The organism is Mycobacterium sp. OAE908, assembly GCF_017872775.1.
GTDB lineage: Bacteria > Actinomycetota > Actinomycetes > Mycobacteriales > Mycobacteriaceae > Mycobacterium.
Map to the genome: position 1 here is coordinate 3,097,803 of NZ_JAGGJL010000001.1, position 20,363 is coordinate 3,118,165.

Consider the following 20,363-nt stretch of genomic DNA (forward strand, 5'->3'; position numbering starts at 1 on the left):
CTTTTGAATCAACGGGGGAATATGACCACTGACGCGGTCGATTCCGTAGCCGAAGCCGGTTCGTCGCCGCGCGTTCGTCCGCAATTTCGCCCCGACATAGAAGGCCTGCGTGCGGTCGCTGTCGGTCTCGTGCTGGCCTTCCACGGCTACTCCGAACCCTTCACCGGCGGGTTCATCGGCGTGGACGTCTTCTTTGTGATCTCCGGCTTCCTGATCACCAGCCTGTTGTTGCGTGAGCGGCTGAAGAAAGGCCGCATCTCGATACTCGGTTTCTATGCGCGGCGGGTGCGCCGAATCCTGCCTGCGTCGGCGCTTGTCGTTGTTTGCACAGTTGTCGCGACTTATTACCTGCTGGGATTCATCGCGGGCAATGACGTTGCCGACGATGCGAAGTGGACCGCGGCGTTCGCGGCGAATATTCACTTCGGCCTTCTCGGAACGAACTACCTCGGCTCGCAATTGCCGCCATCACCGCTACAGCACATGTGGTCGCTCGGCGTGGAGGAGCAGTTCTACGTAGCGTGGCCCGGCCTGTTTCTCTTGCTGGTGTTGCTCGTGCGCGGCGCTCGCCACCGGTGGGCGATGGGCGCGGTGCTGCTCGCCGTCATAGCGTCCTCGCTGTCATGGTCGATTCTGCAAACCGAAACCAACGCGACATGGGCGTATTTCTCGCCGCTGACCCGCGCGTGGGAACTCGGCCTCGGTGCGCTCATCGCCGTCGGGGCAACAGGACTGGGCGGTCTCACCTCGCGATGGGTGGCCGAGACTGTCGCCGCCTTGGGGATGGTCTTCATCGGCGGGAGCGCCCTGCTGTTCGACGACACCACACCGTTCCCCGGTTCTGCGGTTGCACTGCCCGTCGTCGGCACCGGGTTGATGATCGCCGCCGGATGCGCCAACGAATGCACGCTCGTTGGCCGGATGTTGTCTCTGCGGCCAATGCAATGGGTGGGCGCGCGATCGTATTCGCTGTACCTGTGGCATTGGCCGCCGCTGATCATCGCCGCGCAGTATCTCGGTGATGAGCTGACCTCGCTTCAGGTAACGGCGTTGCTCGCGGGCGCCGTGTTGGCGTCCGCGCTGACGTACCGCCTTCTGGAGAACCCGGTGCGGCGATCGCGCTACCTCGCGTCGCGCACGGGTCTGACCCTTGGGATCGGAGCTGCGCTGATCGTCGGCCAGATAGCTATCGCGCAGACCTTCATTGCTACGCATCACGGCACGTGGAACCCGTTGCAGGCCACCACAATCACGGAGGACTCATGAGGGTACTGAAACATTGCTTGCTTGCGGCGGAACGGAAGTTTCGACGACCAGTCGTAGCTGTCGTGGCAATCACATTGATGCTCACCGCGTGTGGAGGGCAACCGAACCCCGTTACTGAATCGCCCGGCGCCAGCGGATCAAAGGAATCGGCACCGACCGTGAACCTGATCGAGCCGAATGGCGCGGCCGGTTGCCCATCGCAGCCGTGTACCGACATCTTGGCCGAAGTGGCCGCCGGAGCGAAGACCGATGATGTACCGGGCAACCTGACTCCTTCTATCGCCGAGGCCGTAAAGGATCTGCGACTGCCCGACGGCGGTGACTGCGGTGAGCTTGCTGACGGTGGCCTCGAATCGTCGATGACTTGCACGTACGGGACGGGCCCGAAAATGCTTGTGCTGATCGGTGATTCGCAAGCCTGGATGTGGTCGCGGTCCGTCGCCGAGATCGCGCAGAGCTTGGGTTACAGCTTCGGCCTTGTCTACCAGGCAGGGTGTCACCTCCCGCTGCTGAAGTGGGGGCGCTCCGAGAAGAACGTCACGGACGAACAATGTGACGCGTGGAGGAACGGCGCCATCAATTGGGTAGCCCAGCACCATCCCGCAGTGGTAATCGCTGCCAGCGGTGGGCACCGAATCAAAAACGTCACCGACGAGGAATATGCCGACGCTTACGCCGCAGCGATCAGACGGCTGCAGGCACCTGACCGCCGGGTCGCCGTCGTCGGCTCGGTGCCGCTGATGGATCAAGACCCACCCCGCTGCCTGGCCGGTAACAGCTCGAGCGCGCTGAAGTGCTCCACCGAGGCGATCAAAGCGACGCACGTGCAGCACGCGGACTTCGATGCGTCGAGTAAGGCCGGAGCCAGTTACGTGAACATCGCGCCGTGGCTATGCACCGCCGATGTGTGCCCTGCGATCATCGGCAATTACCTGGCATACCAGAACCAATTTCATCTGACGTCGACGTTCGCCGAGTCCTTGGCGCCGGTGATGCGGGAAGCACTGAAGGTGGGCCATGTCTGAGTGCCGCCATGACCATGCTCACGCGTACCCGAAGCGTTCGTAGTCGACGGAAAAGAGCCGGTGTAGGTAATCGCGATCATCCCTGGTGATCTCGTCGCCGGGGAGCGTTCGCGTGGACTTGTTCGCCCGGCCCAGTCGGATGTCGCCAATGCCGATGCGCCTGCAGATTTCGCCGAAGTCCTCGTCGATACGCTCGACGCGCCCGACGAAGTCGACCAACGAAGCACCGGACGTATCGCACAAGAAGCTGGATTGTGGATGCATGGCCTGGTCGTCAAGCGCGCAGGGATGGCGGATGAACTCCGAGAAGCCGCTTGTCTCGCGGTAAGCGATCATTGCCGGCCAGTTCAACGGATCGTCAGCCTCTTTGGACATGACCGCGTACCACAGGTTGCGCGGTAGCAGCCTCGCCCGCTCCTCGGCCTTGCGCTCGATGAACGTGTAGAGCGAGACCGCCCTGGCGATGGGGTCGCGTACGAAAGCGAACTTGTAGAAACCGTGCCAGGTATCGGTAGTCAACGCCGCGCGAATCTCGTCGGCCGTGCTGTGCTTGGCCAGCCGGTAGAGCGACCGATAACGCGGTCGGAGCATGCGGTCCCGCCATGCTTGAAAATCGTTGGAGACCACCACTGAGTCCGTGCCGAGGTGGGGGACAAGGACTTTCGTCACTGAGTCCCCCGCCGTCTTCGCGATGTGCACGAACACGAACTTGCGGTCGAAGGAGATGATCACGCCGTCAGGACTCTGGTGCCTCGACTCTGACCAGCAGCGCCCGGTGGTCGGAGCCGGTGATCTTGGCCGTCTTGGCCGACGATGCAGAGCATCGGTTGGTCAACACGTGGTCGATGGCGACCAGGGGAGGCAGCCGGACGTTGGCCGGGTAAGTGGCCGTGATCCCGGCTCCTGACTGTTCGGCGGCATCCCGGTAACCGCCGCTGAGCAACCGGCGGAAATTCCGAGTGTCGAGCGTGTCGTTGAAATCGCCTGCGGCAATGACGCAAGCCGTTCCCGCATCATTGGCGAGGCGTTGCAATAACGGTTGTACATCATCGATTTCGCGTTTCCACGCATCGACGGATTCTGGCCACGGACCTTGAATGTGCGCGACGAACACCGTCGGGTCCCTTGCCAGGCCGTCGACATGGATCCGGGCGCTCAACGTCGCGTGCGTGTAGTCCTTGTACGACTGGACATCGCTGATCGGGTACCGGCTCCACAGCCCGGTGCCGGAGGCTTCCGGTCGTGCGTCGAGGGTCTGAAATGGAAAAGCGCGGTCCAACCCCGCCGCCGAGAGCAGTCTCGCCGCTCTGCGGGTGAGCTCTTGGACCGCGACGATGTCGGCGCCTGCCTTGGCCCTGTCCACGACCGCCTGCGGATCCGCCTGTCCCAGAAACAGATTCACCGTCATCACCCGGATCCGGATGCTTCTGGGGTCGTATTGGTCGCTCATGTACAGCGGCAGTTGGACGGCGACGGTCGCGATCGCAGTCGCGACCGCAATGGCCGAGATGACCTTGCGACGTGCCAATAGCAGGAACACGACTGCGGCGAAGGAAGCCAGCCCGAGATAGGGCGAGATCACCGCGGCGCCCAGCAGCGCATGGTTGCTGATGGGTAGATAGCGTGCGAGCAGCCCGACGGCACCGACGGCTAACGCCGTCACCCCCAGGACGGTCAGCGTGCGACGCATCCGAATGGGTCGGGAGCTGCGCTTCTCCTTGGTTTCTTCATGCGTTGCGATACCGGGACTGTACCGGTAGCAAAGGTGTCTTGTACCGATATTCCGTCCAGCACCGATAGGGTGGTGAGGTCCCGCGAACGCGAGGAGGTCGTGTTCATGCCGCCGCGAACACTCAGGGTGCTGGTCCTCGACCAGGCGCGGGGGGTGTGGGGCGCGCAGCGCTACATCCTGCGACTGGCGCCGCTGCTCCGGCAGGCCGGTGTCGAGCTGGTGCTGGGCGGTCCGCGTTCGGTGGAACTGCACGGCGTGTGGCGCGCGGCCGGATTCGTCGCCGTCGACCTCGACCTGACGGTGGACCGCAATATCCGCACCGAAGGACGTCCGACTCCGTCCGGGCTTGCCAACGAGGGCCGGGACGGCGTCAGGATGGCGAGGCTGATCGCCGACGTGGCGCGCGCGGGAGATTACGACGCGATATGGGCCAACGCCCATTGGACACACGCCGAGGCAAGTGTCGCGGGCCGGATATGCCGAAAGCCTGTCGTCCTGCATCTGCACGAGGAAGCCGTGCCGGGGATGGGGCAGTGGCTGCGCGCCGGGGCGATGCTGCTCGCGACGCGCACGGTGGCGGTGAGTCGCGGTGTCGCCCGGTCGCTTCCCGCGGTCGCGCGCAACCGGGTGACGGTCATCCAGAACGGTGTCGACACCGAGGTGTTTTCGCCGGACTCAGGCGCAGACCGCAATGCATTTCGCGCAACTCTCGGCATCGGTGCAGAAGACCTGATGGTGCTTGCCGCGACCCGACTCGACCCCGTCAAGCGGATCGAGGACCTGATCAATGCCGTCCGATCGGTCGACGACCCGCGGTTGATGCTGGTGGTGGCGGGCGTGACAAGCGCGTTTGCCGGGTACGAACGCGAGGTGCGCGCCATCGGAGAAGAGCTGCTTGGGTCACGCGTCATCTTCTGCGGCGAACGCGACGATATGCCGGACCTGTTTCGTGCTAGTGATGTGGTGTTGCATGCCGGGGTGGTGGAAGGGATGCCGTTGGGACTGCTCGAAGCGCAAGCGTGTGGCACACCTGTCGTCGCATACGCCGTGGCCGGTGTTCCCGAGGCCGTGCGCGACGGGGTCACCGGCCTGCTGGCGCCGCCCGGCGACGTCGCAGCCCTCGGTGGCGCGCTCCGCCGGGTCACCACGGATTCAGCGGTGCGCATCGAGATGGGGCGCAACGCCCGCGCACATGTGCTGGCACATCATCGACTCCAAACCCAGGCCGCGCGAAACGTCGAGGTGCTGACCGAAATGTGTGGTGTCTCAAGAGCGATGGCCGGATGATCAAACCTCTAACCGTTGTCGCATTGATCGCAGCGATCGTCGTGGGGTTGACGGGCTGCGCGAAGGAAAAGGAAGCCGTCGGCTACGGCATGCCCGTCGACGGGGTGCTCGTCAACGGCGAGGGAACGTGGGGTTTGACAGCCACCGGCGTGCCGATCAAGGGCCTCGTCGTGTACTTCCACGGCAGCGATCAGGATGCCCACGTGATCCAGACCGAGCGCAAGCACACCGACTTGTTCGACCCGTTGTTGCGTGCCGGTTATGCCGTGGTCGCCGCGGACGCCGGCGGAAATGCGTTCGGAAACCCGGCGTCGCAAGAGGCATACCGTGGGCTGATCGCGGCCGCGCAGAAGAAGTACATCGCCGGACCGGTGTTCTTCGTCGCCGAGTCGATGGGTGCGCTTGCGGCGCTCGCCTTGATCCGCGACGACACCGCCCATCAGGTCAAGGGCATGGTCGGCGTCAGTCCGCTGATGGGGATGCCCCTCGAGATTCGCAAGGTCAGCTACGTCGAAGGCCCATGGGGTGGCGTCGTGCCGGAGAGCGCCGACCCGCTGTCCTGGCCGCCAAACGTGTTCGCAGGACGTAGTTTTCGGCTGTACGCCTCGAGTACCGATGACACCATTCCCGGCTCCGCGTCGGCGGGGGCGTTCGCCGACCGGTTCCGGTCGGTAGCGGCTATCACGCTCGTCGACTGCAAGGGCGGCCATGTGGCGACGAAGTGCTACCAGGGCACCGAAGTACTCGACTGGATTGCGGGCCTCGGCTGAGCCCGGTCCACCATGTAACGTGAAACGGGGTTTGCTCTTACGAGCTACAACGGGGTAGTCGACATGGTCAGCAACAGCATGGGTGGGTGGCGCGCCGCGTTTGCGGTGTTCGCCGGGGCCGCCATGTTTTCGGGGGCTGTGGGCTGCTCGATCGAGGGGAAGGCGGAGCCCGCCGCGGAGTCGAAGTGTCCGACCACTGCCGCGGCCTCGTTGGGTTGGGGCGCCCCGGTGCATGGTTCTGAATTCGACAGTCCCGCCGACGTGAACAACTGGTGGCTGTACGACGGGCCCGGGCATGCCGGCAACGGACGCCGCACGCCACGGGCGATCAGCGCTGCAGACGGCTACCTCACCATCTTCGGCGATGCGGAAGGCAACTCGGGCGGAGTGGCGCTCAAGGGGCCTGGCCAGATGTTCGGCCGCTGGGAGGTCTGCATGAAGTCGCTTCCCGCCGCGCCCGGATATCACTCGGTGCTGCTGCTCTGGCCCGACGCGGAGAACTGGCCCGTGGGCGGGGAGATCGACTTCATGGAGATCCCGGACCCGACGCGGCAGACCGCGGAGGGCTGGTTGCACTTCGGGTTCGACGATCAACGGCAGGGCACCACGATTCCGATCGACGCCACCCAGTGGCACAGCTGGGCCGTCGAGTGGACGCCTGAGCGCATCGCCTTTTTCGTCGACGGAGCCCAATGGTGGGAAACCCGGGACACCGCGCACTTCCCGCCGGGGCCCATGCATCTGTGCATGCAGCTCGACAACTTCGGCGGCGACATTGCCGCGGGGGGCCGCCAACGCATCGACTGGGCACGCGAATACGCGCTCGGATGAACCGCCGCCCCGTTTGCTGACAGGCGCGCCGATCGCCCGACAGGCGGGTTTGTCGCGGAGTAAGGTGTTGGCACCGCAAAGGTCGTCGCGGTGGGGGAGGGTAAATGGGGGTGGCAGCGCGCGTGCCGCCTGGGCCGCGCTGGCCGAAGTTCATCCAGGCGATCGCATACCTGACCGTCGCAGGCCCGGTGATGAAGGCGATGACCAAGCGCTACGGTTCTGCCTTCACCATGCATCTGCCGGTTGTGGGGCCCACCGTGACCGTGACCGACCGTGAACTTGCCAAGGCGCTGTTCGCGCAGCCGCCGGACGCGGTCCGCGGTGTGGACGCGAACCTCGGGGTGATGCTGGGACCGGGATCGAGCTTCGGGCTCGAGGGCGACAAACACCGGCAACATCGCAAGCTGCTGCTGCCGCAGTTTCACGGCAAGCGGATGCGCGCCTATGAAGGCCTCATCGAACAGGAGACGCTGGCAGAGATCGCCAATTGGCCTGAAGATCAAGAGTTCTCGGTGCTGGATTCGACACTGACGATCACGCTGAACACCATCCTCCGTGCGCTTTTCGGCGCGGCGGGCGACGAACTCGAGGCGCTGCGCAAGCTGATGCCCCCGTTGGTGAAAGTCGGCCAGCGGATGCCTTTCGTCCCGTGGTTGCGGCATGACTTCGGTCCGTGGAGTCCATGGATGCGCTTCAAGTCCATGCGCAAGGAACTCGACGGCATCATCGAGACCCAGATCGCGAAAGCGCTGGCGGATCCGGCCATTGAGCAACGCACCGATGTGCTTTCGGCGTTGTTGCTGGCCCGCTATGACGACGGAACGCCGATGTCGCGCAGTGACATCACCGACGAGTTGTTCACCTTGGTGGTCGCCGGACACGAAACCACAGCGACATCACTGGCATGGTCGCTGGAACGGTTGCGCCGCCATCCCGATGTCGTCGCACGACTTGTCGACGAGATCGAGGCAGGCGAATCGCGGCTGTTGCAGGCGACCATCTACGAAGTGCTGCGCACACGCCCGGTGATCGCATCGACTGCGCGCCAGGTGATCGCGCCTTCGATTTCGTTGGGGCCGTGGGTGATACCGCGCGGTTACACCGTGTCGGTGAACATCTACCTCACCCACCTCAACGAGCAGCTGTACCAGCAGGCCGAGGCATTCGATCCCGATCGGTTCCTGGATGCGGCCGTCGATTTGTACTCGTGGATTCCATTCGGCGGCGGCAACCGACGATGCCCCGGCGCCGCTTTCGCGCACATGGAGATGGAGGTCGTGCTGCGCACAATTCTGCGGGAGTTCGAGTTGGTGCCGACATCCGCGCCCGGCGAGCGGTGGCAGAGCAAGGGCGTTGCCTTCGGCCCGGCCCACGGCGCCCGAGTGGTCGTCCGTCGCCGTCGGCGCACAGCTGCGGCAGGCGGCGAGGCGAGCAGCGCAGAGCGGAGTGCGCCGTGGTGAACCGCGAACCCGACAGGGGTGACCCGACCGCGACGCCGCTGAACGTCGAATACCGAATCGATCGCATCGCCAAACGGCTGGCCGGTCGCTGGCTCGACTTCGGTTGTGCGGATGGCGGTTACGTGGAAGCGATGCTGGCTCGCGGCGCCGACGCGGTCAGCGGAGTCGATGTCGAGGAGGACCGGATCGCCGAGGCGAAACGGCGAAACCTCGCGCGTGCCGATTTCCTGGTTTTCGACGGCCATACGATTCCGTTCGACGACGAGACGTTCGACGGCGTCTTCATGAACGAGGTGTACGAGCATGTGGCCGACGAGGCGCGTGCGTTGGCGGAGACCCGTCGGGTGCTCAAGCCCGGCGGAGTACTCGTGCTCATCAGCCCGAATCGGTGGTTTCCGATAGAAGGCCACAACGTGTCGATCGGCCCGGTCACGGTGTGCCCGGCCCCGCTGATCCCGTGGTTGCCAGAACGTCTCACCCACGATTGGACCGCGGCGCGCAACTACTGGCCCAGGCAATTGGTGCGAGACGTCAACAACGCCGGCTTCGCCATCGACGAGACCGGCTTCATCTGGCCGGTGCTCGAGACATATCCGTGGCTGCCATCTCGGGCCCTTGCGTATTACCAGCGCCATTTCCGCACCTGGGACCGCACGCCGGGGCTGCGACGGTTTGGCGTATCCACCCTTGTGGTCGGGGTCAAGCCGAGGTAACGATCAGGTACTTCTAAACGTGCTCTCAGGTTCGGACGCTGTCCACCGGGTACCGTACTTGTATTGTGAACGACCTTTGCCGCTGTGACCACCAGCGAGCCGCCCATCAGCATTACCGGGCAGGCTCCGAGTGCGCTTTGTGCGCACCCGGCAAGTGCACTCGGTACCGGTCCGCGACCCCCATCCGCAGTTTCTTCCGGCGGCTTGTCAGCAAGCCGGCCGTTGAACCCAGGCGTGACGCGGCCGGGCAGCCTGTCGACGACATGGGTGCTTCCGCTTAATTCTGCTCATACAGGAATCTCGATCACGCCGGCCAGGGCCCGGTGGTCGGAACCTGCGATGGCGAGTGTGCGAACAGCCGTCGCCGTGCAGCGCAGCGTCAGCACGTGATCCACGGCGAACAGCGGGGGAAGTGCTCGAACGTCGGCCGGGTGGGTGCGGGTCAGTCCCGCGCCCGCCTGCTCGGCCGCATCGCCAAAGCCATCGCGCAGCAGGTGGCGGAACTCGCGAAGGTCACGCGTCGCGTTGAAGTCGCCTGCGACGATGACTGCCCCCTCGCTGGCCGCCGCTAGCCGCGGCAGTTTCTCCGCCAGCCGAGCGAGGTCGGCGCGCCAGCCCGCGATCGGATCGGGCCAAGGTGCGGACAGGTGCAGCACCACAACGGTCGCTTCGGCGGACACGTCGGGGATGCGTACCTTCGCGGTGATCAGGCCGAGCCAGAAGTCGTCGTCGATCTCGGTGGTTGCGATGGGGTAGCGACTCCAGATGCCGACACCCGCGGGGCCCTCACGCGCACGTAGCGTCCGGTGAGGAAGGGCCTCATCGAGGCCGGCGGCCGACAAAAGCTCGGCCTTCTCGGGCGTAAGCTCTTGCACCGCAACGATATCGGCGTCGTCGCGAACCATCTTCACGACCCCGTCGGCGTCGGCCCGGCCATAGCGCAGATTCGCCGAGATCACGCGCACCCTGACTCCCCGAGTCCCGCCGCGGCGCACATGCCACGGCAGCTGGACGACGACCACCGCAGCCGTCACTCCGGCTGCCACCGACGCCAAGATCCAGTTACGTTGCAGCGCAAACACAATCAGCGACGCCGGCGCGCCGAACATCAGGTACGGCGCCAGCGCGGCCACCGCGAGCACGACGAGGTGGGTGATCGGAACGTAGCGCACGGCCAATGCGACCGCCGCGACGGCCAATAGGACGACTCCGATCACTGCGGTCACGGCACGAGCGTAGCGACCACTAGCCGGCGCACTCCGCGAGCCGGCGACGCAGGAACTCCTGAGCGGGACCAGAACCGTTGCCGTCGAGCGCGGCGCGATACCACCTGTGGGCCTCGGCACGCCGACCCGCACGCCGCAGCAGATCCGCGCGAATTGTGATGACGGTGTTCGACGCTGCCAGCCGCGGATCGTCGGCAACGGCATCGAGCGCGGCAAGGCCGGCGGCGAACCCGTCGCGAAAGCCGATGGCCATTGCCCGATTCGCGCGGGCGACCGGTGACCCGGTGATGTCGATCAACCGGTCATAGGCCGCGCAGATCGTGGTCCAGTCCGTCTCCTGCCAACTCGGTGCGGTCGCATGCAGCGCCGCGATCACCGCCTGTGGCAAGTAGGGGCCGGTCGCGCCCGCCGCGCGCGTGAGCCGGTCGAGGCCCCTGGCGATCCGGCCGCGATCCCAACGGCTCCGATCCTGCTCCTCGAGCGGCAGCAACGCGCCATCGGCGTCGACGCGGGTCTGTCGTCGCGAATCATGTAGCAGGACAAGGGCCGCCAACGCTTGCGCATCGCGATCGTCGGGCATCAACGAGCACAGTTCACCGGCCAGCCGCACGCCTTCGTCACACAGCTCGTCGCGAACTGCCGATGGTCCTGCAGTGGACCAATAGCCCTCGGTGAACACCGAGTAGATGCATGCCAGCACGTGCGGAGTGCGTTCCGGTAGCAACTCGGCCGGCGGCACACGCAACGGGATGTTGGCGTGCCGGATCTTGTTCTTGGCGCGGGTGATCCGCTGTCCGACGGCCGACTGCGACTGCAGCAGCGCACGCGATATCTCGGGCACGCTGAGCCCCGAGATCAGCCGTAGCGTGAGCGCCAACTGCGAGGTCGGGTCGAGCGCGGGATGCGCACAGGTGAACATCATCCTCAGCTCGTCGTCGCGAACGGGATGCACGTCGACGCGGTCGGTGCGGGCCCGGATGTCGTCCACCACGGCTGCGAGTTCCTTTCCGGGGCGCACGGATTCGCGTCGCAACCGGTCCAGTGCCCGGTTGCGGGCGACCCGAACGACCCATCCGCCCGCGTTGTCGGGCACACCGTCGCGGGGCCAGCTACGCAATGCTTCGGCGAAGGCCTCCTGGACGGCGTCCTCGGCGACGGTGAGGTCGCCTGACCAGCGCGCGAGCGCCGCGACAGCGGGCCCCCATTCACGCCGAAAGACGCCGTCCAGGTTGGTCATTGACGCGGTTACAGCCCGGAGACGCCCATCAGCTGCCGCAGCTCGACAGTCGTGGCGGGAATCATCGACGCCAGTTTGGTGGCCTCGTCACGGTCAGCCGCCGCCAGCAGGTAGAAGCCGGTAGCGACCTCCGCGCTCTCCGGGTACGGCCCGTCGGTCATCAGCACCTTGTTGTCGCGAACGCGCACCGTCGTGGCCGACGCCGGCTCATGCAGCGCCGCGCCGCTCACGATATGGTCACCTGCCGCAGCGGCGAACTCGCCGTGCCGGGCCGCTTCGGCCTCCCACTCCGGCGTGCCTGGGGTGTGGGCGGAAGTGGGTGGCTCGAGCAGCAGCGCCAACCATTGGGCGCCGCCCGCGCCCGACCAGTCGGGATCGAAAGCGTGAAAGGTCGGCCGAACCTCAACCGACCCGTGCTTGGCCGCAGGAACGTCGCGGGCCAATGCCAGTGCGTCGTCGAGGTTCTCGGCCTCGAAGACGTAGTAGCCGCAGGCCACCTCTGCGCTTTCCGCGAACGGGCCGTCGGTCATCGTCGGCGCATCGGGTCCGCCGGTGATCCGCACGCCGGCCTCCGTCGGGGCCAGCGCGTCGCCGGCCCGCAGCGCCGCTCGGGCCGTCGTGTGAAAGGACTGGTATGCGGACATCTCCGCTGCGAATGTTTCGGGGTCGGGGGTTCGGTTGGATTCGGCGGTACGCAGCAGCGCGAGGTATTGCATGGGAGTCACCTTCCGGTCGCGAGCGGAACCCTCTGCTCCACTCTCTACCTGTCCGACGAACGGCGCCGCGCGAATCCGACACGCTCAGTGAACTTTGCGGAAGGAAGTTTTCGGTTCCGCCAACCGCCGCTGCACCGCTGTGTGATGGTTGACACATGCGTAAGTTCTCCCGCGCGTTCGTCGTTGCTGTCCTCGCAATCCTGAGTTCGGTCGTTCTGGGCGTCACGTCGGCGTTCATGGCGGCGCTGGCTTTGGGGGCCACTACTGCGCTGGTGGTACCGGGCACGGGCACCCCGAACGCCAACATCGTCACGAACTACATGGAAAACGCCAGAAGTCGCTACATGGCTCCGTTCACTCCGTGCACGGACAACACGTGCGCCCTCGAAGGCGTCAACTACCCCGCGTCATTTTGGCCACTGGGGTTCATCGGCAATTGGTGTCCCGGGTTCAAGTGCGATACGTGGAACGACTCGGTTGGTACCGGGGTGCAGAATTTGGATGGGCAGCTCCGGGGGTTGCTGAACACCACGTCGGACAACGTCGTCATCTTCGGCTACTCGCAAGGCGGAGCGGTTGTCTCCGACGAGTTGCGCAATCTCGGCGACCTCACGCCCGAGCAGCGCGCCCGGCTTTCGGTGGTGACGATCGGCAACGCCTTCAATCCCGACGGCGGAATCTTCACCAGGCTCGGCTTCCTTCCGACGATCCCGATCCTCAACATCACCTTCGGTCCGCCCATGCCGACCGACACCGGGATACCGATCGACAGCATCGGTTTCCAGTACGACCCCGTGATGTACGCCCCGAAGTATTGGGGCAACCCGTTCACGATGCTGAACGCGTTGGCCGCATTCAACACAGTGCACGGGTATTACCTCGCGCCCAACGGAAACGATCCGACCGCCGGGTTGCCATACGGCTATACCGATACCGAGTTGGCGAGCATCTTGGCGGGCCCCTGCCCGGGTCCGAACTGCCGCGTCGACTCACACGGCAACGAGTACTGGATGATTCCGGCCAAGAGCCTGCCGATCGTGGACTCGGTCATGGGCGTGATCCCTGCCCCGCTGCAACCGGTGGCCAAACCGGTCGCAGACCTGGTGTCGCCGGTGCTGAAGGTGCTGATCGATCTCGGTTACGACTGGAGCGGTGATCCCGGCAAGGAGAAGTGGCTGTCGATACTGCCCTTCAACCCGATTCAGAACTGGCCCGCAGTGGGCGTGAATCTCGTCGCGGCGACGATCCAGGGCATCCAGGCCTTCATCGGTGACCTTGGTGGGCTGACGTCCACGCTCCCGCTCACCACGCAGTCGCCGGCGTCGACGACCACGGTGTCGACGTTGGCAGCGGCCGCGCGGACGACCGCGACGGAAGTGACCGAGACCGACAAGGCCATCGACAACACGAAGTCGACGCCGAAGCTGACGCTGGTGAAGGACACCAATACAGACACCACCGAGCAGCAGACGACGGTCAAGGACGAGACGTCAGCGTCGACCAAGGAGTCGACGGAGGAGTCGACGGAGGAATCGCCTGTCGCCAAGCCCGAGGCGACGACGGGCGACAAGAAGGCCGACGACAAGAAGGCTGACGACAAGAAGGCCGACGACAAGAAGGCTGACGACGAGAAGGCCGACGACAAGAAGGCCGACGACACCGCGGCCGACACGACCCCTGCTGCCACGACGAAGTCCGATAACGAAAAGAAGTCGGACACCGACAAGAAGGATGCGGATACGGCCAAGGCCGCGGCCTGACCCGAGAAGCAAATCCCCCGTCACATCAGGCAGTGGCGGGGGATTTCCTTTGGCGAGCGCCTCGCCGAGTGTGGACTTGTGTCACGCTTCCGCGCGAAAAGTGTGCGGGTAACCCACGTTCGGCGGACTAGGCGGTCGCGCCGGGCTTCAGGTACGTCACCAGGTGCACGTCGATGTATTCGTCGGCGAATTTCTGCGCACAGCCCCGCAGGTACTTCATGTAGTTGTCGTAGACCTCTTCGGATTGGATCTCGATCGCGCGGGACTTGTTGGCCTCCAACGCGTCGCCCCACATCGTCAACGTCCTGACGTAGTGCGACCGCAGCGATACGACGTCGTCGAGGACGAACCCCGCGTCCTCGCCGTGCGTCCGCATCATCTGCGACGACGGCAGGCGAGCGCCGGGGAAAATGTCGGTGACCATGAACTTGATGAACTTGAGCACGTCGATCGACAGCGGGATGCCCCGCTCCCGGAACTCGTCGGGGTGATAGCTGATGTTGCTCTGGATCGTCATCCGGCCGTCGTCCGGCAAAAGCGCAAAGCACTTTTTGAAGAACTCGTCGTAGCGCTCGAAGCCGAAGTGCTCGAAGGCCTCGATGGACAGAATGCGATCGACGGGCTCGTCGAACTCCTCCCAGCCGCGCAGCAGAATCCGCCGGCTCCGGTCGGTGTCGAGGCCGTCGAGCAATTTGGTGCTGGCGGCGTGCTGGTTCCTGCTCAACGTCAGGCCGATGACATTGACGTCATGGCGTTCGATCGCGCGCTTCAGCGCTCCGCCCCAGCCACATCCGATGTCGAGCACGGTCATCCCCGGCTCCAGTCCCAGCCGGTCGAGGTGCAGGTCGACCTTTGCGTACTGGGCTTGCTCGAGGGTCAGGTCATCGGGCTCGAAGTATGCGCACGAGTAGATGCGGCTGCGGTCCTGGAACAGCCCGAAAAAGTCATCGGACAGGTCGTAATGCGCACCGATGTTGTCGAAGTTCTTGCGCATCTTCTCCGAGATGACTGCCACTTCCGACACAGCACAGCTACCTTCCCTAGACCAATCCAAGGTATCCAACCGCAAATCCCCCGTGCGCGCCACACGCCGGGGGATTTGCTAACGGACGGAAACTACGCGGCTGCGCCCGGCTTCAGGTACGTGACCAGGCTGACGTCGATGCTCTCGTCGATGAAGTAGTACTGGCAGCCGGTCAGGTACCGCATGTAGCGGTGGTAGTTCTCCTCGTCGGTGGCCGCGATCGCCGCATCCTTGTTCTTCTCGAGGCGGTCGGCCCAGATGCCGAGCGTCTTGATGTAGTGGTTGCGCAGCGACTTCGCCTCGGGCACCACGAAGCCCGCCTTCTCGCCGTGCTCCACCATCATCTGAGTGGTCGGAAGCCGGCCGCCGGGGAAGATCTCGGTGATCATGAACTTGATGAACCGGGCCAGCTCGAAGGTCAGCTTCTTGCCGCGCTCGGCCAGGTCATATGGGTGGTAGCCGACGCTGCTCTGGATCGTCATCCGGCCGTCGTCGGGCAGGATGTCGAAGCAGGTCTTGAAGAAGTCGTCATAGCGCTCGAAGCCGAAGTGCTCGAAGGCCTCGATCGACACGATGCGGTCGACGGGGCTGTGGAACTGCTCCCAGCCCTCCAGCCGCACGTCGAATGTCCGATTGGTGTCGAGCTTGGACAGCAGCTGGTCGCAGTAGGCCTTCTGGTTCTTGGACAGCGTCAGGCCGATGACGTTGACGTCGTACTTCTCCATCGCCCGCTGCAGGGTCAGCCCCCAGCCGCAACCGACCTCGAGCAGGGTCATCCCCGGCTTCAGATCGAGCTTGTCCAGGTGCTGATCGACGTTGGCGATCTGCGCCTCGGACAGCGTGACATTGGGGCCGGTGAAGAACGCGCAGCTGTACTTGCGCGTCGGATCCTGGAACACCCCGAAGAAGTCGTCCGAAAGGTCGTAATGCGCCTGAATATCCTCGAAATGCGGCGTCATGTCCTTCGTGCCGGATGAATTGTCAGACATATTTCCCTGCTAAGCCTTCTCCTGGTGTGACCGCACTCTACGAGCCGCTACGGCAGCTACGTGCGCAACTAGGCGTACACCCTAGCCGTCCGCGAGGGCTGAACCCAATCTGGCGCTACTTGTGCAGCGTGAACTGGTTGACGTCGATATAGCCCTTGCGGAACATGTCCGCGCATCCAATCAGGTATTTCATGTAGCGGTCGTAGACCTCTTCGGACTGGACGGCGATCGCAGCTTCGCGCTGCGCGCCCAGCGTGTCGGCCCACGTTTGGAGGGTGCGCGCGTAGTGGGGTTGCAGGGACTGGACGCGGGTCACCGTGAAACCGGCCGCGGCAGCGTGCTCTTCGACCGCCCCTATCGTCGGCAGCTGACCGCCGGGAAAAATCTCCTTGGCGATGAACATCGCGAAGCGTGCGGCGTCCATCGACATCGGGATGCCACGGTCCTTGACCTCATCCAGCGTCAGCCGGGTGATGGTGTGCAGCAGCATGACGCCGTCGTCCGGCAGCACGCCGTAGGTCGTCGAGAAGAACTGCTTCCACCGGTCGTGGCCGAAGTGTTCGAATGCGCCGATCGACACGATCCGGTCGACGGGCTCGTCGAACTGCTCCCACCCCTGCAGCAGCACCCGCTTTGATCGCGGACCGTTCATCGCGGCGAACGCCTGCGCGGCGTGGTCGTATTGATTCTGTGACAGCGTCAGCCCGACGACGTTGACGTCGTAGCGCTCGACCGCTCGCCGCATCGTCGCGCCCCAGCCGCACCCGATGTCGAGCAGTGTCATCCCCGGCCGCAGACCCAGCTTGCCGAGTGAAAGGTCGATCTTGGCGAGCTGAGCCTGCTCGAGCGACATGTCGTCGCGCTCGAAGTAGGCGCAGCTATAGGTCTGCGTGGAATCCAGAAACAGCCGGTAGAAGTCGTCCGACAGGTCGTAGTGGGACTGCACGTCCTCGAAATGAGGCGTCAGGTCGGCCATGAGCGGCCATGCTACGCGTCAAACTTGGCGGTTCCTGCCAGCACTATTTAGCCAGGGTGAACTGGTTGACGTCGATGTAGCCCATGCGGAAACCCTTGGCGCAGCCCGTGAGGTAGTGCATGTAGCGGTCGTAGACCTCTTCGGACTGCACGGCGATGGCCTCGTCCTTGTGCGCCTCCAGCGCCTCGGACCAGCAGTCGAGGGTGCGGGCGTAGTGCAGCTGCAGCGACTGGCGGCGAGTCAGCTCGAACCCGGCCTTGGCCGAGTGCTCCTCGACCTTCTCGATCGAAGGCAGCCGGCCCCCGGGGAAGATCTCGGTGAGGATGAACTTCACGAACCGGGCGACCTCGAAGGTGAGCGGAATCTTGCGCTCGGCCATCTGCGGCAGCGTCAGCGCGGTGATCGTGTGCAGCAACATCACGCCGTCGTCTGGCAACAGTGAATGGGCTAACGCGAAGAAGTCGTCATAGCGGTCGAAACCGAAGTGTTCGAACGCGCCGATCGACACGATCCGATCCACCGGCTCGTCGAACTGCTCCCAGCCTTGAAGCAGCACCCGCTTGTCACGAGGACTGTCGGACTGCGCGAAAACCCTTTCCACATGCGCCTTTTGGTTCTCGCTCAAGGTCAGTCCGATGACGTTGACGTCATAGCGTTCGATCGCGCGCATCATCGTCGAGCCCCACCCGCAGCCCACGTCCAGCAGCGTCATCCCTGGTTGCAGTCCGAGCTTGCCCAGCGCCAGGTCGATCTTCGCGAGCTGCGCTTCCTGCAGCGTCATGTCGTCGCGTTCGAAATACGCACAGCTGTAGGTCTGGGTCGGGTCCAGCCACAGCCGGAAGAACTCGTCGGACAGGTCGTAATGCGCCTGGACGTCCTCGAAATGCGGCTTCAATTTGTTGGCTTGGGCCATGGATCTGGGTGCCTTCCTGGCTGGTCAGCGGCTATGCGCGGGTCGACGATGACGGCTTAGGTGCGCTGATGCACTCCTCCCGAGGTTACGCGCCATGCACCTCGGGAAACGAATCGAAAGGTGTGGCCGGGATCACGCCGCTTCTGCGAAGGTGGTCTTCAGCTCGCCGACAATGTCGTCCCACAGCTCGCGGGGCAGGTCATGGCCCATGCCGTCGAACAACACCAACCGCGCGCCCTTGATGGCACGCGCGATCGCGCGGCCGCCGAACGGGCGCATCAGCTTGTCGGCCTTGCCGTGAATGACGACCGTGGGGACGCTGATCTGCCGGTCGTAGCCGAGCAGGCTGCCGCTGCCGAGGATCGCGGCGAAATGGCGGCCGACGCCTGCGGGGTAGTACGACCGTTCGAGGCCCTCGAGCGCCTCCTCGCGGATGCGCTCGAGCGGCGCAGGATAGGCCGGGCTCCCGGTGATCCTCGTAACCCGGACGGCGTTCTCGACGAGCGCTTCGCGCGTCGCGTCCTTGGGCTTCTGCAGGATGGCGAGCAGTTGCTTGGTTCCGGGCGGGGGCAGCAGCGGCTGGTTGTTGCTGGAAAAGATGACCGCAAGGGTCTTGGTGCGCGGCTGGTGCCGGGCCGCGAAAACCTGCGCGATCATGCCGCCCATCGAGGCGCCGACGATGTGCGCCGTCTCGATCTTCAGGTGGTCCAGCAGCGCGGCAGCGTCGTCGGCCAGATCCTCGAGCGTGTAGACGGCAGGACTCTTCAGGCCGAGGAACGAGCGGACCATTCTTCTCGGCAGCGGCATGCCGGAGTGGCCGCCGGTCACCTTGGTCGACAGGCCGACGTCGCGGTTGTCGTAGCGGATGACGCGCAAGCCCTGGTCAACGAGCTTCTCGCAGAAGTCGGTGCGCCACAACAACAATTGCGCGCCAAGGCCCATGATCAGTAGGACAGCGGGGTTGTTGGGGTCCCCCATGTCCTCGTAGTAGATGTCGAGATCGCCGGATTTGGCTGTGCCCGAACGGATTTCCACTTACGCCTCGACCTCTTCAGTGTGTTCGCGGCTGACCTCCACCATGAAGTTCGCGAAGTATCCGGTCAACTGCGGATCGGACATCATCTGCCACTTCGGTGCGAGTAGCTTCATGTAGCGCTCGACGTAGAGGAACTGCTTGCCGATCAGCACCAGCTCGCGCGGCAGCTTCACGTCGTAAGCGTCGGCCAAAGTCGAGAGCTGCCTGCCGATTTCGGCGTAGCTCATGTCGCCAAGCGACTTCATGGTCAGTGGCGTCGCGAACTTCTCGAGGTCCTTGGCGGCTTCGGCCTCGGGTTTCATCGTGCCGACCGCACCCATCAGCACAACGATCTTGCCCGCCGCGGCGTGGTCCTTCTTGACCAGCAGCGCGTACACCAACTCCCTTAGCAGCCAGCGGGTCCGCGGGTCGATGCGGCCCATGATGCCGAAGTCGAAGAACACGATCTTGCCGTCTTTGTCGACGTACAGGTTGCCTGCGTGCAGGTCACCGTGGAACAGGCCGTGCCGCAGGCCGCCCTCGAACACGCTGAACAGCAACGCCTTTACCAGTTCGGTGCCGTCGAAGCCGGCCTTGCGGATGGCGGCGGCATCGTCGATGCGGATGCCCGCGACGCGTTCCATCGTCAGCACCCGCTCGCTGGTCAGGTCCCAATAGACCTGCGGCACCCGGATGTTGCGGCCCAGCGGCGAGGCGTGCATGTGCGAGACCCAAGCGTCCATCGACTGCGCTTCCAGCCGGAAATCGAGTTCCTCGGCCAGGTTGTCGGCGAAGTCGGCCACGACATCCTGTGCGGACAACCGGCGGCCCAGCTTGGCCAGTTCGACGAACTGCGCGCCGCGCTTGAGGATTTGCAGGTCTGCCGCAACGCGTCGGCGAATGCCAGGCCGCTGGATCTTGACGACCACCTCTTCGCCGCTGTGCAGGGTCGCGTAGTGCACCTGCGCGATCGAAGCCGACGCGAACGGCGTCGGCTCGAAGGACTTGAAGAGCTTCGAGGGATCGTCGCCCAGTTCCTCGCGCAGCAGCTTGTAGACCTGGTCCTCGTCGGCGGGCGGCACCGCGTCGAGCAGGCTGCGGAACTCGCGACTCATTTGTTCGCCGAACGCGCCCGGACTTGAGGCGATGATCTGGCCGAACTTGACGTAGGTAGGCCCAAGGTCGGCGAACGTCTGCGGGATCTGCCTGATGATCTTCTGCTGCAACGAACCCTTACCGGCGAGCTTGGCGACGACTCGCGCGCCGGTGCGGGTTATCTGCCAACCCGTCGCGCCGATGCGGGCGGCTTCGACCGGCAGCGGCACCCGGTCCAGCTTGGCCACCTCGCGGTGTTTAGTCGTACTCATGGTTGCAGTGTCTCAAACGGCGGGTTGACGAGTCTAAATCGTGTGCACCGGGTCAC

Annotated in this window: 19 protein-coding genes; 8 read left to right on the forward strand and 11 right to left on the reverse strand. The window is 64.6% G+C overall.

Translation table 11 applies throughout. The features are described 5' to 3' along the window. Positions 1-21: 21 nt before the first annotated feature. Positions 22-1,266 (forward strand): acyltransferase, encoded by a 1,245-nt coding sequence (locus tag J3E61_RS15205; protein WP_210084119.1) that lies wholly within the window; start codon positions 22-24, stop codon positions 1,264-1,266. 158 nt (positions 1,267-1,424) lie between these two features. Then, positions 1,425-2,291 carry a hypothetical protein gene (locus tag J3E61_RS15210; protein ID WP_210084120.1) on the forward strand — a complete coding sequence of 289 codons (867 nt, stop codon included), beginning with the start codon at positions 1,425-1,427 and terminating at the stop codon, positions 2,289-2,291. An 18-nt stretch (positions 2,292-2,309) separates the two neighbouring features. Here J3E61_RS15210 and J3E61_RS15215 read toward each other — a convergent pair whose 3' ends face one another. Continuing rightward, positions 2,310-3,023 (reverse strand): sulfotransferase family 2 domain-containing protein, encoded by a 714-nt coding sequence (locus J3E61_RS15215; protein WP_210084121.1) that lies wholly within the window; start codon positions 3,021-3,023, stop codon positions 2,310-2,312. Between the two features lie 4 nt (positions 3,024-3,027). Further along, positions 3,028-3,954 (reverse strand): endonuclease/exonuclease/phosphatase family protein, encoded by a 927-nt coding sequence (locus J3E61_RS15220; RefSeq protein WP_210084122.1) that lies wholly within the window; start codon positions 3,952-3,954, stop codon positions 3,028-3,030. Positions 3,955-4,095: 141 nt separating this feature from the next. Between J3E61_RS15220 and J3E61_RS15225 the strand changes: the two genes are divergently transcribed. The 5 genes from J3E61_RS15225 (at position 4,096) to J3E61_RS15245 (ending at position 9,084) form a co-directional block, all read left to right on the forward strand. Beyond that, a complete protein-coding gene (locus J3E61_RS15225) occupies positions 4,096-5,310 on the forward strand; it encodes a glycosyltransferase family 4 protein (RefSeq protein WP_210084123.1) in 1,215 nt (404 codons plus the stop codon). Further along, positions 5,307-6,080: an alpha/beta fold hydrolase gene (locus J3E61_RS15230; protein ID WP_210084124.1), complete on the forward strand. Its 774-nt coding sequence runs from the start codon at positions 5,307-5,309 to the stop codon at positions 6,078-6,080. The genes J3E61_RS15225 and J3E61_RS15230 overlap by 4 nt, the downstream gene beginning before the upstream one ends. Positions 6,081-6,143: 63 nt before the next feature. Next, positions 6,144-6,911 carry a glycoside hydrolase family 16 protein gene (locus tag J3E61_RS15235; RefSeq protein WP_210084125.1) on the forward strand — a complete coding sequence of 256 codons (768 nt, stop codon included), beginning with the start codon at positions 6,144-6,146 and terminating at the stop codon, positions 6,909-6,911. A 104-nt stretch (positions 6,912-7,015) separates the two neighbouring features. After that, positions 7,016-8,371, forward strand: coding sequence for a cytochrome P450 (locus J3E61_RS15240; protein ID WP_210084126.1), 1,356 nt, complete (start codon positions 7,016-7,018; stop codon positions 8,369-8,371). 38 nt (positions 8,372-8,409) lie between these two features. Then, positions 8,410-9,084 carry a class I SAM-dependent methyltransferase gene (locus J3E61_RS15245; RefSeq protein ID WP_210085575.1) on the forward strand — a complete coding sequence of 225 codons (675 nt, stop codon included), beginning with the start codon at positions 8,410-8,412 and terminating at the stop codon, positions 9,082-9,084. Positions 9,085-9,371: 287 nt separating this feature from the next. Here the strand turns inward: J3E61_RS15245 and J3E61_RS15250 are convergent, their stop codons facing one another. From J3E61_RS15250 to J3E61_RS15260, 3 genes are all read right to left on the reverse strand, one after another. After that, positions 9,372-10,193 carry an endonuclease/exonuclease/phosphatase family protein gene (locus tag J3E61_RS15250; protein WP_210085576.1) on the reverse strand — a complete coding sequence of 274 codons (822 nt, stop codon included), beginning with the start codon at positions 10,191-10,193 and terminating at the stop codon, positions 9,372-9,374. A gap of 136 nt (positions 10,194-10,329) precedes the next feature. Further along, a complete protein-coding gene (locus J3E61_RS15255) occupies positions 10,330-11,547 on the reverse strand; it encodes a sigma-70 family RNA polymerase sigma factor (protein WP_192722141.1) in 1,218 nt (405 codons plus the stop codon). Positions 11,548-11,555: 8 nt separating this feature from the next. Next, positions 11,556-12,263, reverse strand: coding sequence for a transcription initiation protein (locus J3E61_RS15260; protein ID WP_210084127.1), 708 nt, complete (start codon positions 12,261-12,263; stop codon positions 11,556-11,558). A 155-nt stretch (positions 12,264-12,418) separates the two neighbouring features. Between J3E61_RS15260 and J3E61_RS15265 the strand changes: the two genes are divergently transcribed. Continuing rightward, positions 12,419-14,023, forward strand: a complete 1,605-nt coding sequence (locus J3E61_RS15265; RefSeq protein WP_210084128.1) for a PE-PPE domain-containing protein — start codon at positions 12,419-12,421, stop codon at positions 14,021-14,023. Between the two features lie 127 nt (positions 14,024-14,150). On the opposite strand, the gene J3E61_RS15270 is transcribed toward J3E61_RS15265, so the two are convergent. From J3E61_RS15270 to J3E61_RS15295, 6 genes are all read right to left on the reverse strand, one after another. Then, complete coding sequence (locus tag J3E61_RS15270; protein ID WP_210085577.1) at positions 14,151-15,017, reverse strand: class I SAM-dependent methyltransferase; 867 nt, start codon at positions 15,015-15,017, stop codon at positions 14,151-14,153. Between the two features lie 122 nt (positions 15,018-15,139). Then, on the reverse strand, positions 15,140-16,036 hold the full coding sequence (locus J3E61_RS15275; protein WP_192722138.1) for a class I SAM-dependent methyltransferase: 897 nt from the start codon (positions 16,034-16,036) through the stop codon (positions 15,140-15,142). 115 nt (positions 16,037-16,151) lie between these two features. Further along, a complete protein-coding gene (locus J3E61_RS15280; protein ID WP_192722137.1) occupies positions 16,152-17,012 on the reverse strand; it encodes a class I SAM-dependent methyltransferase in 861 nt (286 codons plus the stop codon). 43 nt (positions 17,013-17,055) lie between these two features. After that, the gene (locus tag J3E61_RS15285; protein WP_192722136.1) at positions 17,056-17,925 is read right to left on the reverse strand and encodes a class I SAM-dependent methyltransferase; all 870 of its coding nucleotides are present in this window, start codon (positions 17,923-17,925) and stop codon (positions 17,056-17,058) included. Between the two features lie 132 nt (positions 17,926-18,057). Next, complete coding sequence (locus J3E61_RS15290; protein ID WP_210084129.1) at positions 18,058-18,960, reverse strand: alpha/beta hydrolase; 903 nt, start codon at positions 18,958-18,960, stop codon at positions 18,058-18,060. Next, entirely contained in the window at positions 18,961-20,307 is a 1,347-nt protein-coding gene (locus J3E61_RS15295) for an AarF/ABC1/UbiB kinase family protein (RefSeq protein ID WP_210084130.1), read from the reverse strand. It lies immediately after the preceding gene. Between the last annotated feature and the right edge of the window lie 56 nt (positions 20,308-20,363).

Bases quoted from the DNA above. Each gene is read 5' to 3' on its own strand.
- J3E61_RS15260 (WP_210084127.1), bottom strand. From the start codon at position 12,263: ATGCAATACCTCGCGCTGCTGCGTACCGCCGAATCCAACCGAACCCCC.
- J3E61_RS15280 (WP_192722137.1), bottom strand. From the start codon at position 17,012: ATGGCCGACCTGACGCCTCATTTCGAGGACGTGCAGTCCCACTACGAC.
- J3E61_RS15285 (WP_192722136.1), bottom strand. From the start codon at position 17,925: ATGGCCCAAGCCAACAAATTGAAGCCGCATTTCGAGGACGTCCAGGCG.
- J3E61_RS15250 (WP_210085576.1), bottom strand. From the start codon at position 10,193: ATGTTCGGCGCGCCGGCGTCGCTGATTGTGTTTGCGCTGCAACGTAAC.
- J3E61_RS15240 (WP_210084126.1), top strand. From the start codon at position 7,016: ATGGGGGTGGCAGCGCGCGTGCCGCCTGGGCCGCGCTGGCCGAAGTTC.
- J3E61_RS15255 (WP_192722141.1), bottom strand. From the start codon at position 11,547: ATGACCAACCTGGACGGCGTCTTTCGGCGTGAATGGGGGCCCGCTGTC.
- J3E61_RS15230 (WP_210084124.1), top strand. From the start codon at position 5,307: ATGATCAAACCTCTAACCGTTGTCGCATTGATCGCAGCGATCGTCGTG.
- J3E61_RS15295 (WP_210084130.1), bottom strand. From the start codon at position 20,307: ATGAGTACGACTAAACACCGCGAGGTGGCCAAGCTGGACCGGGTGCCG.
- J3E61_RS15205 (WP_210084119.1), top strand. From the start codon at position 22: ATGACCACTGACGCGGTCGATTCCGTAGCCGAAGCCGGTTCGTCGCCG.
- J3E61_RS15265 (WP_210084128.1), top strand. From the start codon at position 12,419: ATGCGTAAGTTCTCCCGCGCGTTCGTCGTTGCTGTCCTCGCAATCCTG.
- J3E61_RS15235 (WP_210084125.1), top strand. From the start codon at position 6,144: ATGGTCAGCAACAGCATGGGTGGGTGGCGCGCCGCGTTTGCGGTGTTC.
- J3E61_RS15275 (WP_192722138.1), bottom strand. From the start codon at position 16,036: ATGTCTGACAATTCATCCGGCACGAAGGACATGACGCCGCATTTCGAG.
- J3E61_RS15270 (WP_210085577.1), bottom strand. From the start codon at position 15,017: ATGCGCAAGAACTTCGACAACATCGGTGCGCATTACGACCTGTCCGAT.